This window comes from Shewanella submarina (genome assembly GCF_042646185.1).
GTDB classification, from domain to species: domain Bacteria; phylum Pseudomonadota; class Gammaproteobacteria; order Enterobacterales; family Shewanellaceae; genus Shewanella; species Shewanella corallii.
In genome coordinates this window covers 399,150-413,246 of record NZ_JBHRTD010000012.1, presented here as the reverse complement: position 1 = coordinate 413,246, position 14,097 = coordinate 399,150, and the positions used below count along the sequence as shown (strand labels likewise).

General features: G+C 51.5%; 15 protein-coding genes. 8 read left to right on the top strand and 7 right to left on the bottom strand.

The features are described 5' to 3' along the window. Window positions 1-142: 142 nt before the first annotated feature. Together ACFOE0_RS10810 and ACFOE0_RS10805 are read right to left on the bottom strand one after the other, a co-directional pair. Window positions 143-1,312 carry an isovaleryl-CoA dehydrogenase gene (locus ACFOE0_RS10810; protein WP_248935869.1) on the bottom strand — a complete coding sequence of 390 codons (1,170 nt, stop codon included), beginning with the start codon at window positions 1,310-1,312 and terminating at the stop codon, window positions 143-145. 176 nt (window positions 1,313-1,488) lie between these two features. Continuing rightward, complete coding sequence (locus ACFOE0_RS10805; protein ID WP_115137882.1) at window positions 1,489-1,893, bottom strand: MerR family transcriptional regulator; 405 nt, start codon at window positions 1,891-1,893, stop codon at window positions 1,489-1,491. Window positions 1,894-2,154: 261 nt separating this feature from the next. Between ACFOE0_RS10805 and ACFOE0_RS10800 the strand changes: the two genes are divergently transcribed. Together ACFOE0_RS10800 and gndA are read left to right on the top strand one after the other, a co-directional pair. Further along, a complete protein-coding gene (locus ACFOE0_RS10800; RefSeq protein ID WP_248935868.1) occupies window positions 2,155-4,047 on the top strand; it encodes a propionyl-CoA synthetase in 1,893 nt (630 codons plus the stop codon). 180 nt (window positions 4,048-4,227) lie between these two features. Further along, a complete protein-coding gene (gene gndA / locus ACFOE0_RS10795; protein ID WP_248935867.1) occupies window positions 4,228-5,751 on the top strand; it encodes an NADP-dependent phosphogluconate dehydrogenase in 1,524 nt (507 codons plus the stop codon). 77 nt (window positions 5,752-5,828) lie between these two features. Here the strand turns inward: gndA and ACFOE0_RS10790 are convergent, their stop codons facing one another. After that, window positions 5,829-6,704 carry a 1,4-dihydroxy-2-naphthoate polyprenyltransferase gene (locus tag ACFOE0_RS10790; RefSeq protein ID WP_248935866.1) on the bottom strand — a complete coding sequence of 292 codons (876 nt, stop codon included), beginning with the start codon at window positions 6,702-6,704 and terminating at the stop codon, window positions 5,829-5,831. 328 nt (window positions 6,705-7,032) lie between these two features. Between ACFOE0_RS10790 and tesB the strand changes: the two genes are divergently transcribed. The 4 genes from tesB (at window position 7,033) to ompW (ending at window position 9,778) form a co-directional block, all read left to right on the top strand. After that, entirely contained in the window at window positions 7,033-7,899 is an 867-nt protein-coding gene (gene tesB / locus ACFOE0_RS10785; RefSeq protein WP_248935865.1) for an acyl-CoA thioesterase II, read from the top strand. A 1-nt stretch (window position 7,900) separates the two neighbouring features. Next, window positions 7,901-8,299: a YbaY family lipoprotein gene (locus ACFOE0_RS10780; RefSeq protein ID WP_248935864.1), complete on the top strand. Its 399-nt coding sequence runs from the start codon at window positions 7,901-7,903 to the stop codon at window positions 8,297-8,299. Window positions 8,300-8,361: 62 nt separating this feature from the next. Beyond that, a complete protein-coding gene (locus ACFOE0_RS10775; RefSeq protein WP_248935863.1) occupies window positions 8,362-8,937 on the top strand; it encodes a nucleotidyltransferase family protein in 576 nt (191 codons plus the stop codon). A gap of 178 nt (window positions 8,938-9,115) precedes the next feature. Further along, window positions 9,116-9,778, top strand: a complete 663-nt coding sequence (ompW, locus tag ACFOE0_RS10770; protein WP_248935974.1) for an outer membrane protein OmpW — start codon at window positions 9,116-9,118, stop codon at window positions 9,776-9,778. 96 nt (window positions 9,779-9,874) lie between these two features. Here ompW and ACFOE0_RS10765 read toward each other — a convergent pair whose 3' ends face one another. Next, window positions 9,875-10,627 (bottom strand): SDR family NAD(P)-dependent oxidoreductase, encoded by a 753-nt coding sequence (locus ACFOE0_RS10765; protein WP_248935862.1) that lies wholly within the window; start codon window positions 10,625-10,627, stop codon window positions 9,875-9,877. 141 nt (window positions 10,628-10,768) lie between these two features. Here ACFOE0_RS10765 and ACFOE0_RS10760 point away from each other — a divergent pair, with 141 nt between their 5' ends. Beyond that, a complete protein-coding gene (locus tag ACFOE0_RS10760; RefSeq protein WP_115137888.1) occupies window positions 10,769-11,173 on the top strand; it encodes a YbaY family lipoprotein in 405 nt (134 codons plus the stop codon). A 48-nt stretch (window positions 11,174-11,221) separates the two neighbouring features. Continuing rightward, window positions 11,222-12,160 carry a homoserine O-acetyltransferase MetA gene (gene metA / locus ACFOE0_RS10755; protein ID WP_248935861.1) on the top strand — a complete coding sequence of 313 codons (939 nt, stop codon included), beginning with the start codon at window positions 11,222-11,224 and terminating at the stop codon, window positions 12,158-12,160. An 81-nt stretch (window positions 12,161-12,241) separates the two neighbouring features. On the opposite strand, the gene ACFOE0_RS10750 is transcribed toward metA, so the two are convergent. The 3 genes from ACFOE0_RS10750 to ACFOE0_RS10740 are packed head-to-tail and all read right to left on the bottom strand — an operon-like array spanning window position 12,242 to window position 14,065. Beyond that, window positions 12,242-12,880, bottom strand: coding sequence for a LysE family translocator (locus ACFOE0_RS10750; protein WP_248935860.1), 639 nt, complete (start codon window positions 12,878-12,880; stop codon window positions 12,242-12,244). A gap of 56 nt (window positions 12,881-12,936) precedes the next feature. Then, complete coding sequence (locus ACFOE0_RS10745; RefSeq protein WP_248935859.1) at window positions 12,937-13,383, bottom strand: hypothetical protein; 447 nt, start codon at window positions 13,381-13,383, stop codon at window positions 12,937-12,939. A gap of 55 nt (window positions 13,384-13,438) precedes the next feature. Continuing rightward, the gene (locus tag ACFOE0_RS10740; protein WP_248935858.1) at window positions 13,439-14,065 is read right to left on the bottom strand and encodes a hypothetical protein; all 627 of its coding nucleotides are present in this window, start codon (window positions 14,063-14,065) and stop codon (window positions 13,439-13,441) included. Window positions 14,066-14,097 lie beyond the last annotated feature (32 nt).

The window sequence follows — 14,097 nt, the reverse complement described above, 5'->3', positions numbered from 1 at the left end:
ACAGCATCCTTCTGCAATGGAGGCCGGCGCTGCCGGCGCTCCTCTATGGTCGTTGCTCAGTTTCTTGCTTGTTCCTGGACGCCGCCCCGCTCAACTCAGCATTTCACTGCACAGTACAGGGGGCGGACTGGGCATCCCGGACTTAGCGAGACTCGTTAAACAGTTCGCGGCCAATCAGCATTCGGCGGATCTCTGAGGTACCGGCGCCAATTTCATACAGCTTGGCATCACGCAGCAGACGGCCGGTGGCGTACTCATTGATATAACCGTTACCGCCCAGCAGCTGAATGGCATCCAGCGCCATTTTGGTGGCCAGCTCGGCAGAGTAAAGAATCGCGCCCGCGGCATCTTTGCGGGTGGTTTCGCCACGGTCACAGGCCTGAGCCACATTGTAGATGTAGGACTTGGCAGCATTCATGCCGGTATACATATCCGCCAGCTTGCCCTGTACCAGCTGGAACTCACCGATGCATTTACCAAACTGCTGACGCTCGTGCATATAAGGCACAACGATATCCATACAGGCGGTCATAATGCCCAGCGGGCCACCGGAGAGCACCACGCGTTCATAATCCAGACCGCTCATCAGCACCTTAACGCCGTTGTTCAGGCCACCGAGAATGTTCTCTTCCGGCACTTCACAATCCTGGAATACCAGCTCACAGGTATTGGAGCCACGCATCCCCAGCTTGTCCAGCTTCTGGGCCTGGCTGAAACCTTTAAAGCCACGCTCAACGATAAACGCAGTAATGCCGTGTGGGCCTTTGTCGGCATCGGTTTTGGCATAAATCACATAGGTGTGGGCATCGGGACCATTGGTGATCCACATCTTGTTGCCATTGAGGATATAGCGGTCGCCCTCTTTGCGGGCGTTAAGCTTCATGGAGACCACATCAGAACCGGCGTTGGGCTCACTCATGGCCAGTGCACCTATGTGCTCACCTGTGATCAGCTTGGGCAGGTATTTGGCTTTTTGTTCACTGTTACCGTTGCGGGCAATCTGGTTAACACACAGGTTAGAGTGAGCGCCGTAGGAGAGGCCGATGGAAGCTGAGGCCCGGGAGATCTCTTCCATGGCAACCACATGGGCCAGATAGCCCATATTGGCGCCGCCATACTCTTCATCCACGGTAATGCCCAGCAGACCCATATCACCCAGCACAGGCCAGAGTTCATTGGGAAAGGCATTTTGTTCATCGACTTTGGCTGCGAGCGGGGCAATTTCGTTGGCGGCAAATTGACTGACTGCATCCCGCAGCATGTCAATTTCCTCACCCAATCCGAAGTTGAGGCTGGTGTAGAGTTGGCTCATGGTCAAGTATCCTTGCGTCTTGTTGGGTCTTGTGTTTTTTCGAAGGAAAGCTCCTTCGACACTGTCCCGACCTGCAAGGCAACCGGCCATCTGGCTGTTTACCCAGTATGATTATTATTGTTTGGGTCGGGTACAGCTGGTATTGCTTTTTATCGTTTACATTTGGTAACTGGGTATCATCCCTGTACTTTGTTTTCCTCCAGCGCGGCAAGGCACTGTTGCTCAGCGGAGTTCAGCTCCATCAGCACCACTTTGATGTCATCCATCTGCTGTTGCAGTGAGGTTTTCTTCTCTTCAATCAGCTCCAGCATGGTATTGAGCTGAGTGGTACTGGTTTTGTCTGCGTCATACATTTCAAACAGGCGGCGGGTTTCAGCCAGAGAGAAGCCCAGGCGCTTACCCCGCAGGATCAGCTTGAGACGAACTCTGTCTTTCAGGCTGTAGATCCGGGTTTGGCCACGGCGTTTGGGTTTCAGCAGCCCCTGATCTTCGTAAAACCGGATACTCCGGGTGGTGATATCGAACTCTTTCGATAAGTCACTGATCGAATATGTTGTTTGCAGGGCTTGATTGGTATTCATCGGCTGACTCTGGTTATCATTTTTTAGCACCATATATGAAGTTTACGTAAAGGTAAAGTTTGCGCAAGTTAAATTGTTAATGAAATGTCGCCAAAAATGGCCTGAAGCCGGATTGTTCATTTCTCGTCCAAAAGTCTAATACTCAAACATCGCCTTTCATGGCCTATTTAGCGGGTAAGTCGGGCATGCCTGAAGACCTGCCATGACTGTAGCTGTAAATCAGACATTCAAGCGGTACTACAAAGAGTTATGGAGGAAGTCATGGGCACGATAGCCAACGACATGCGCATTCAGGCGCTGACAGACAGGGACGATTATTGGGCAAGAGCCGCTGCGGCAATTGATTGGCATACTCCCTGGGACAGGGTGCTGGATGACAGTCAGGCTCCTTTCTACAAGTGGTACGCAGGAGCTGAGCTGAATACCTGTTACAACGCGGTGGACAGGCATGTAGCTGCCGGGCGGGGGGAGCAAACCGCGATTCAGTATGTCAGCCCTGTGACTAACTCGGAGCTGGCAATCAGTTACCGTGAACTTCAGCTGCATGTGAGTAAATTGGCGGGCTATCTGCACTCCATTGGCGTGGAAAAGGGCGATCGTGTCGTGATTTATATGCCCATGATCCTTGAGACCGCCTACGCCATGCTGGCCTGTGCACGGATCGGTGCTATTCACTCAGTGGTGTTTGGTGGCTTCGCGGCCAATGAGCTGGCAACACGTATTAACGACGCCAAACCCAAAGTCGTGATCAGTGCCTCCTGTGGCATCGAGCCCTCAGGCGTAGTGGAGTACAAACCTCTGCTGGATGCAGCGCTGGAACAGGCCTCTCACAAGGTTGAACACTGCCTTGTTCTCAATCGCCCCCAATGTCAGGCGCAGATGCAAACCGAAAGAGACCATGATTGGGACAGTGTTGTCCCGCAGGCTCCACAGATTGGCTGTGTCCCCGTGGCGGCGACAGATCCCCTTTATATTCTCTATACCTCAGGGACCACAGGTCAGCCAAAAGGTGTGGTTCGCGATAACGGCGGTCATGCAGTGGCACTGGCCTGGTCGATGAAGCATGTTTATGACATCAATCCCGGTGATGTATTCTGGGCTGCCTCAGATGTGGGCTGGGTGGTCGGCCACTCCTATATTGTCTATGGCCCCTTGCTGGTCGGTGCCACCTCTTTGTTATTTGAAGGTAAGCCTGTTGGCACCCCCGATGCCGGGACTTTCTGGCGCGTTATCAATCAATACGGGGTGAAGAGCTTCTTTACTGCACCAACCGCCATCAGGGCGATAAAGCGTGAAGATCCTGACGGTGAATTTATTAAAGAGAGCAATCTGGATTGTCTTGGCAGCCTGTTCCTGGCGGGGGAGCGTTGTGACCCGGATACCCTTAACTGGGCTCATGAAAAACTTGGCAAGCCTGTGATAGACCACTGGTGGCAGACTGAGACCGGATGGCCGGTTGCGGCCAATTTAATGGGGACAGATCCTGTGCCGGTCAAGCCAGGTTCTCCTGCGCAGGCCGTTCCCGGCTATCAGGTGGAAGTGTTGGATGAATCCGGTGAGCAGGTGGCGGCCAATACCTCGGGGAATGTGGTTATCAAGCTGCCATTGCCACCGGGAACCCTGACGACCTTGTGGGGTAATGACCAGCGTTATCGTGACAGTTACCTGTCTATGTATGAAGGCTACTATCTTACCGGAGATGCCGGGTATCTGGATGAGGATGGCTACCTGTACATTATGAGTCGTATCGACGACATCATTAATGTGGCAGGGCACAGATTGTCGACTGGTCGGTTTGAAGAGGTGTTGTGCCAGCATGATGCTGTGGCCGAAGCGGCTGTGATTGGGGTGGAGGATAAACTCAAAGGTCAGTTGCCTTTGGGACTGGTGGTGCTGAGAAACGGAACCAATATCAGTGAGGCTGAATTGCAGCAGGAGCTGATCGCTCTGGTGCGCAGCGAAATTGGTCCGGTTGCGGCGTTCCGTTTGGTGACCGCCATTCCCAAACTGCCTAAAACCCGCTCAGGTAAAATATTGCGGGGTACCATGCGTCAGATTGCGGCTCATCAACCGCTGAAAATCCCGGCGACCATTGAAGATCCCATGACACTTGAATTGGTGAAGGAGGCGTTGGCCAAGTTGGGATATAACTGACTGGAGCAGAGGGCTGTTAATTAACAGCCAATGGCGATGAAGTGACCAACAAAACAACAGGAGGCAAGAAATCTTGCCTCCTGTTGTTTTGTTGTAAAGGATTGTGTACTGGAATTTGCGCACAGGTTACCGCTATAATCGCGCCCGTGATTTTTCCCCAGTCTTTGGAAGCAATTTTTGATGCAACATGAATCAACTTCAGTTGCGGCAATTGGCGTCATTGGCTTGGGCGTGATGGGCAAGAATCTGGCGTTAAATATCGCCGATAATGGATATCGTGTCTCCGCCTTCGACCTGGATGTCTCCAAAATCCGCACTGCCGAACAGCAAGCTCTGCATGAGTTCGGTACTCAGGACCGTCTGACCGGTTTTGACTCTCTCCCCTCTTTGTTGGCCAGCCTGGCCACTCCAAGACTTATTGTTTTGTCTATTCCCGCAGGTAAGCCTGTGGATGCTGTCTGCCAATCCCTTATTGAAGCTGGTATTGAAACTTCAGACATAGTGGTGGATACGGGTAACAGCCTGTGGACAGACACCATTGAGCGTGAGCAGCGCTACCGCGAACATTTCCACTTTTTCTCCTCAGCAGTTTCCGGTGGTGAAATGGGCGCCCGTTTTGGCCCATGTCTGATGCCAAGTGGCAACGCCGATGCCTGGCAGCATCTTGCTTCTGTGTGGGAAGCCATTGCCGCCAAGGTGGACTCGCAAACCGGATTGCCGCTGGAGCGTACTGCGCCCGGACAGACTGACATTCAGGGAGAGCCCTGTACTGCCTATATTGGCCCGGCGGGCTCTGGCCATTATGTGAAGATGGTGCATAACGGTATCGAGTACGCCGACATGCAGCTAATCTGCGAGGCTTACCACCTGATGTCCTCTGGTCTGGGGATGTCGGCAGCGGACATTGGTGAGGTATTCGGTCGTTGGAATCAAGGTCCGCTGAACTCCTATCTGATGGAGATCAGCGCAGATATTCTGACTCAGGATGATCCGGACACAGGTGCGCCTCTGGTTGAGGTAATTCTGGATAAGGCTGGTCAAAAGGGAACCGGTTTGTGGACTGCGGTCTCCAGTCTGCAACTGGGCTGTCCTGCTCCGACTATTGCTGAAGCGGTATATGCCCGCGCAGTGAGTAATCAAAAGTCACTGCGTGAAGCCTTAAGCCAGCAACTGGCAGCACCGGCCAATCCGCCTCAGCTGGATAAAGAGAACTTTATTAATGCGCTGGAGTCGGCACTCCTGTGTGCCAAGGTGGCCTGTTATGCTCAGGGATTCCAGTTGATGGCAATGAATGCGGCGGATCAGGGCTGGCAGCTTAACTTTGCCGACATCGCCCGTATTTGGCGTGCCGGTTGTATTATCCGTGCGGGGTTCCTGCAGCAGATCACCTCTGCCTATGAGGCTGAGCCAAACCTGGAACATATGCTGAAAGCTGAGTCCTTTGCGGGGATGTTGGCTGAGCATCAGCAGGGCTGGCGTGAGGTTGTGGCTCAGGGAGTGATGCAGGGGATTCCTGTACCCTGTATCTCAAGTGCGCTGAGTTATTACGACAGCTACCGTGCTGCGGTATTGCCTGCCAACCTGCTGCAGGGACAAAGGGATTATTTCGGTGCCCATACCTTTGAGCGTACCGATAAACCAGCAGGTGATAAGTACCACCTGAACTGGAGCCAGTCACCAAGGGATTTGGTGAAGATAGGCTGACAGCCAATAGATAAACCTTAATAAAAAAGGCTTACCAGTTTCCGTGGTAAGCCTTTTTTATGTTCAAAGAAGGTGGGTTATTGCGGGATTATCAGGCCCGCGCTGAACAGGAAGCTGAACACCATAGTTAGCTTGGCTGTTCGTCCCAACAGTGGGTTCAGCGCTTCACCACTGGTCTCCTGAAAAGCAGCACACAGGCTGCGGGCCATCAATAGTGCCGGACCTGCCAGCAGCACGGGCCAGCCGGGCAAAGCCCCCATCAAATAGCCACCGATAATCAAACCAAACGGCAGATAAACCAGTGCCTGATACAGATCCTTGGCACGACCCTCTCCGATGCGAACTGCCAGGGTGCGTTTGTTGGCTTTGGTGTCGGTTTGAATATCGCGGGTGTTGTTTACCAGCATAATGGCCGCGTTGAAGAAACCAATGGCACTGCCCAGCAACCAGGCGCTTGAGCTTGTGGTGCCAGCCTGCAGGAAGTAGGCGCCAACTACAGCCACCAAACCGAAAAAGACAAAGGCTGCAACCTCACCCAACCCATGGGAAGCCATAGGGTAGGGACCGCCGCTGTAACCCAGGGCGCCCAGTACGGCAAATACCGCCAGCAGGGCGATAATCCAGCCACCGTGGGCAATCAAAAACAGGCCGACGGCCACAGCTGAAACCAACGACATTATCATGGCATTGCGCACGGCTTCAGGTTTAAGCAAACCGCTTTGTGTTACGCGGGTCGGGCCCAGCCGTTCTTCTGTGTCGATACCGTTTTTAAAGTCAAAGTAGTCGTTGGCCAGGTTCACGGCAATCTGCAGCAGAACCGCACAGGCTGTAGACAGCAAGGCGATGGTGAGACTGAAAGAGTCCAGTTTCAGGGCCAACATGTTGCCCACCAATAGCGGGCCTATAGCGGCTGGCAATGTGCGGGGACGAATGGCTAAAATCCAGGGATTCATGTGTTTCCGCTTCTGTTACGGGTTATCAGACAGTGCCGGTTTATGTCCGGCGGGCATAGGGAACTGGGTTAAATGGCCAGTGTCCAGAGTTGCCAAAGGGCGCATATTTTACAGTTTTTCCCTGTCAATTTATACCACTTAAGTCCCGGATATGATCTCTGGCACGATACAATCACCTGAGATTTCCGCGCAGGTCGGATCACCTGGCAGTAGTTCGGATACTGAACACTAATCGGGGAATTAACCTTTTATCCCAAACACATCGGGTTATACTGACGCCTCGTGTTAGTTCAAGGCACGCAGTACGTGCCCGAAAAAAGTGAAACTCATGAGTCAGGTATTGAATGATTTAGTCTCTCTGCTGTCGCTGGAGCCCATAGAGATGGGGCTGTTCCGTGGCCAGAGTCAGGATATTGGAATTGGCCATGTATTCGGTGGGCAGGTGATGGGACAAGCCCTCAGCGCCGCACGCCAGACAGTTGAAGCCGGACGTAAGGTGCACTCCTTCCACGCCTATTTTTTGCGTGCCGGTGATGAAAAAATGCCGATTGTTTATGATGTTGAGATCATGCGTGATGGTGGCAGCTTCAGCGCCCGCAGGGTTAAAGCGATTCAGAAGGGCAAGCCGATATTCTATATGACCTGTTCATTCCAGACGCCTGAACCCGGCTTTGACCATCATGCCGTGATGCCACAGGTGGCGGGTCCTGACGGTCTGCTGAATCAGCAGGAAGTGGCGATGACCATGCGGGATAAAGTACCGCCACGCATACTGCAGGCGTTTATGGCTGATGCGCCTATTGAGATGCGATTGGTGGAACCTCTGGATCCAATTGCCCCTCAGCCTGCAGCTCCGACCCGTAATGTGTGGATGCGTTTGAACGGTGAGCTGAATAGTGATGTCAGTGTACATGAGTACCTGTTGGCTTATGCCTCAGACTTTAACTTTCTGGTCACGGCAGCCCAGCCTCACGGAGTGTCCTTCCTGACACCGGGTATGCGCTTTGCCACCATAGATCATGCGATGTGGTTCCACCGTCCGGTAAACTTCAACGAATGGTTGCTATATAGTATCGATAGCCCCAATGCAGTGGGCGGACGTGGTTTTGTCCGGGGACAGTTTTTCAACCAGGCCGGAGAGCTGGTGGCGTCAACCACCCAGGAAGGCTTAATGCGATATGCTGGAGGAAAATAATATGTTGGCAAAATTGGTCCGGATGATGGCTGTGTGCGCTCTGTTGCTTGGTGTGTCAGCCTGTGTAACCGTCGAACCGCCAAAGCCGGTAATTGTAAACGGTGCCGCTGGCTACCTTGAACGGATAGCACTGCCTCCCGGCTCGGTAATCAATATCTCCATTGTGGATCTGAATACCCGGGGATCGATATTTGCACAAAAGACCTTTGAAGTGGCCCGGGTGCCGGTGCCATTCAAGTTTATTTTGCCTGCCGAAACCATAGACAAGAGTATCAACTATGGTGTGGTGGCAATGATCACCTATAAAGATCAGGTGTTGTTTCAAACCTTCACCCGCTACCCGGTTATTAACAACGGCAAGTTCACCACTGAAGTGCTGATGAAACCGGTAAGTCAGTAATCCAGCTTATGTGAATCAGGCTCCTTCGGGGGCCTTTTTCATGCCTTTGAGGAGAAAAGGGGTTGTTAAAGGAGTTGAATGAGTCGCAGGCAGAGCGTCAGATCTCCGCCTGGATACATGATGACAGTGACCGCATGCAAGCGTTGGAGGACTTAAAGTCTGTGAGTGAGGCTACCGGGCAGGCGCTTTGGCTGGCGGCAGGCTTTGTGCGTAATCTGGTGTGGGACAGCTTGTATCTTACCTATGACTCGCCGCTGAATGATATCGATGTGATTTTCCATGATCAGCACAATCCACTGCCTGAACAGGACAAATTCATTGAAGCACAACTGAGTAAGCTCTCTCCCCAATTTCCCTGGTCGGTAAAAAATCAGGCTCGTATGCACCTGCGCAATGGCGACGCTGAATACCAGGGATTACAAGATGCCATCTCCTATTGGCCTGAGCAGCAAACTGCAGTGGCAGTGCGGCTTGGCGGGGAGGGGGAACTTGAGTTTATCAGTGCCTTTGGACTGGCTTGTTTATTCAATGGCCGTCTCGAACACAACCCCGCCAGAGACAGGAGTGTGTTTTTGCAAAGAGTGCAATCCAAAGGCTGGTTACAGCAATATCCGGATCTGTTGCTGACTTGTGATTAGAAAGTAGAGAGAACTGCGGCGTTTTTGTGATCTTGATCGCTTTATGGGCGGAGTAAGCTGCTGTAACAGGAATAAATTGATTCAGATCAATCCTCTGTGACACATACTTTGGCAGTGTATTCACAACTTGTTAAGGATGTAAATAAGACAGCGCTGCGCGTTGTGGTTATGGAGAATGATGATGAAAAAGTCTGTACTGTCCGGTTTGATTGCTGCCACCCTGATTTCTGCTCCGGTTTTCGCTCACCAGGCCGGTGATATCATTGTGCGTGCAGGTGCTGTGGTTGTAGCTCCTAATGAGTCGAGCCAGGATGTAGATTTGACCGGATTTGACCTGCCTAATTTCGGTGAGTTTTCAGTAAACAGCAATACTCAGCTGGGCCTGAATTTTGGCTATATGATTACAGATAACTTCGGCGTTGAATTGCTGGCAGCTACACCTTTTTCTCATGAAGTGACTTTGGCTGGAGTTCATATTGCTGATACCAAGCACCTGCCACCGACTCTGGTTGCCCAGTATTATTTCGGTAATGCTGACTCCAAGCTGCGTCCATACGTTGGTCTGGGTGTGAACTTTACCAACTTCTTTGATAACGAATTTACTCAGGCTGGCAAAGATTTAGGCCTTGGTCTGGAAAATCTCAGTCTTGAAAACTCTTGGGGCGTTGCTGCTCAGGTGGGTCTGGACTATCAGGTAAACAAGAACTGGCTGGTAAACGCGTCAGTTTGGTACGCAGATATCAGTACTGATGTGAAATTTAATTCAGCCGTTGGGCCTGTATCCATTGAAACTGATATCGACCCATGGGTATACATGGTTAGCGTAGGTTACGTTTTCTAAAGGCAATTAATCGTTCCCAGCCTTTAGCTGGCGCACAGTTCCCCGTGCGCCAATTTAAGCCGGCGAAAGCCGGCCTTTTTGTGTCTGTAATTTGGCTTATTGGCCTGACTGTTTCTTCTGCTTTTTCTTCCAGCGGCGGGTGTTGTAAATGAACTCAGGCAGCAGCCTGGTCATCCAGGCCACAATAATCCAGCGCTTTGGAACATAAGCGCGGCGCTTGCCTTTGGCCAGTGCCGACAATATCTGCCTGGCCACCACGGGCAAAGGAGCCAGCCACATTTTGGCACCTTGCATAGCGGCTTTATCCAACATACCCAGCTGGATGTCGGTAATAGTGACCGGCAGTTTCAGGCGTTGGGCGTGCATGCTCAGGCCTTCCAGATAGTTCTGGGCGAAGGCTTTGGAGGCGTGGTAAGAGACGCTTGGGCCGCCACGCAGTCCCGCGACTGAGTTGATTGCCCCCAGCTGGCCATACCCCTGTTCCCGCAGTAAACGGAAGGCGGTATTGCACATGGCGGCAAACCCCTTGACGTTGACATTGATAATGTCATCTTCGGGACCCCAGGGCAGCTCAGGATCATAGTGATTTACGCCGGTATTCACCAACACCAGATGAGCACCACCCAGTTGTTGCCATACCTGCTCAAGCTGAGCAATCGCGGTTTGAGGCTGATAGATATCCAGAGCATGCACAGTTACTTTGCCGGGCAAAGATTGGGCGAACTCTGACAAAGCTTCGGGAGCGGGAACCAACAGAGCCAGTTCTACCTGTTGCTCTGAGAGCTGTTTGGCGATTTCCCGGCTCAATTGTGAGCTGGCACCAATAATAATTGCAGTTGCTTGAGTCATATGGGTTTCGGGCAAACCTTGGGGCGCTTATCATAGGAGGATACCCAAGTGACTTCAAGATGCCGAATTCACAAGCATGAGAAGATTTCTAATTGGATGTATAGACATCCAGAAGTCTTATTGTATGATTTAGGAGAGTATATGAACAAGTGGACCAAAATCCTGGCTGTGCCTTTGTTGGCGGTAACAGGTTTGATGAGTGGCTGCGCAACCAATAATGCACTGGTAAATGTTCATGGTGAGGTCTGGTATCGCGAACGTATCGCCCTGCCGCCTGAAGCTGTATTGGTGGTGCAGTTAAAAGATGTGTCCCGTGCCGACGCACCTGCTGAGGTGATCGGCGAAATGGAGCGTACTGATGTCAGTACTCCGTCCACTTTCTCTTTTGTAATGGACAGAGATCAGTTCGAACCGGGTCATACCTACGCTATTGGCGCACGCATTATGTTGGGCGATCAGCTGTTGTTCATTAATACTCAGGCTTATAACGTCGATTTGGATTCGTCCGAACCGATGTCAGTACTGTTGAATAAGGTTGGCCACTGATACCTCAAGGTAAAGTTGCGCCTGCCGTGATTAAGGAAGAGGCGCAGTATGCCGGTCAGGATCCCAGATAACCTTCCCGCTGCCGGGGTGTTAGTTTCCGAAAACATCTTTGTGATGTCAGAAACCCGGGCAGCCAATCAGGATATTCGCCCCATGCGGGTGCTTATTCTGAATCTTATGCCCAATAAGATTGAGACCGAAACCCAACTTCTGCGTCTGCTGGGTAACACACCACTGCAGGTGGACGTGGATCTGCTACGTATTCACGATAAGGTTTCCAAACATACTCCCACCGATCATATGAATACCTTTTACCGGGATTTCTCCCAGGTGAGGGACAAAAACTATGATGGCCTGATTATTACCGGCGCGCCGCTCGGCCAGATTGACTTTACCGAGGTCACCTTCTGGGACAAGATTCAGGAGATTATCGACTGGTCGCAAACCCATGTGACATCAACTTTGTTTCTGTGCTGGGCCGCCCACGCTGGTCTTTACCATCTCTATGGGCTGCAACGCGAACTGCTGCCCAGAAAACGCTCCGGGGTATTCGCTCATGAAAGGTCCGGTAAGCCTTACCCCTTGCTCCGGGGATTTGACGATGAGTTTTTCGCACCCCATTCACGCTTTGCTGAAATCCCGCTGGAGAAGCTGAGAGCCCATCCGGATTTGGATGTTCTCGCCCACTCAGGTGAAGCCGGTGCTTACCTGGTGCTGTCTAAAGATAATCGCCAGTTGTTTGTGACCGGACATCCTGAGTATCAGAAACACACCTTGCGGGATGAGTACTTCAGAGATCTGGGAGAGGGGCTGGAACCAGAATTGCCGAAGAATTACTTTAAAGGCGATGACCCGGATAACGCCGCCGTAGCCCGTTGGCACAGCCATGGCAGCCTGCTCGTCAGCAATTGGCTTAACTACTATGTTTACCAGCTGACTCCCTACGATCTCAATGATATGCAGGCGATGACGCCCTGGGAGTCCTGATTGTCAGTGCCTCAGCATTCACAGCAAGTATGACCCATTAATAAAACAGCCTGCATTTAACGCAGGCTGTTTTATAGGTATTCACGCATTCCGCATTAGCGCCAGCTTGGTTCCAAACCCTATAAATATGGTGCCTGTGGTCACATCCAACCACTTTTTGAAGCGGCCTGAAGTGGCGAGTTGTTTAGCTTGTGACAGGGCCAGCACCATGGCACCAAACCATACAAAATTGACCAGAGCATGTGTGGTCACCAGAGTGTAAGCAGCTAACGCACTGTCATCGGCGCTGACAAATTGGGGAAAGGCTGCCAAATAGAACATAGAGACTTTGGGATTGAGCACATTGGTAAGGAAACCTTCCATGAAGGCGGTTTTAAGGGAAGACGTTCCCTGAACCTTAGTCTGTGACTGAACTTGAGCAGGAGTACTGGTGCCAAATGCTCTGATAAGCGCCTTGATACCAATCCAAATTAAGTAAGCCGCCCCCAGCATCTTAAATACAAAGAATGCGTTGGCAGACTGCAGCAGGAGTATCGATATTCCACATACTGACAAAGTGCCATGAATGTAAAAAGCGGCCACGAAACCGAAAACATTGGCAAAGCCCGCTTTATTACCTGACACAGGTACTGTCTTTGCGAGTAAAAAACCGTTGGGGCCGGGCGAGATGACCAGCAGAGTCGCAACGACTGTGAATGTCATGATGGTGTTTATATCCAATTGATGCTCCTTTTTATTGCCCGCAAGCGATACCACTACCTTGTTAATTGCGGGAGTTAAACTGCCGACGGCCCATAGCCTTCAAGGCTGACAGCAACAACCTGGCTGACAATCCTGAAATTGATGAAGTCGCTCTGGCAGACGATCAATCTGTGTGGGAAGGAGGTGCCATCGGCGGCTTGCCAGCAGCTGTCAGCCTGTTCGATTGATAGCTTGGCACCGCGTCCGATAAGGCAGTTGTCACTATCAATCTGAATGCTGGGTACACCATCCAATTGCAGCTTCGCAATACCGCTTAGCGTTATCTTTGCGGAGCAGCGACTGACACCACTGCGCTGCCACCGCTTGGGAAGCGGAGAGGGGAGTGCGGCGAGATCTCCTGAGATGACGACCGAACCGGCATTGATGATCAGTCGCTCTATGATGAAACTGTCCAGCGATGGTGCCTGTTTGTAGATACCTATAACAGCTTGAGGGTTGGTGATTAAGTCTGTCCAATTCATCTCAGTTTCCATTTATTTGAATGCCTGCCTTAGCCTTCAGTGACTTAATCTATGGCTATTTGCAGCCATGGAGCATACCTCTGGCTTCCAGACTGGCGCACAGTGCCGGGCACATGGGCTTGTCAAACTGACGTGTCTTTAGGTTTTGCCTGTGAACCAAAATGGCTTCAGCCAGATCACCACTAATGTAGGTAAAGTCACATTGGTTAGGTGTACGATTCTGAGAGGGATGGGTCAGGCAAAAAGAGTGTCCTCTTTCATGCACCAGAGTATTGGCTATCTTGAGTTTGTCACGGTCGAGCGTCCACTTGTTCAGTTTAGTGCTGTTTTCACAGGCGTCGGTTACCGCTGTAGTCGGGGACCAAGGGGGATTCCACTTTCGCCACAGAAATACATCATTTTGAGAATAGGGGCCACGAGTGGAAAACTGCTCCAGTGCCCAGGCAAGGTTTGATTGGTACCGGCTTAAATCTTCCTTTACCGAACCTGTTCGATTGTCATCCCAGTTGATGGCACCATTGGATTCCAATTCGGTCAGAATTTCAGTGAATAGTGGGTCATTTACCACCTCAGCCTGCAGGACAATGGCATCCTGTACTTTGGGATATTCGTCTGTCACCTGAGTAGCGGAGCAGCCTGTTATCAAGGCTACGCAGATTAAAAGGTAGAGGTATTTACTCATGGTGACTCCCTGTTTCCCGTATTAAGTCAGCG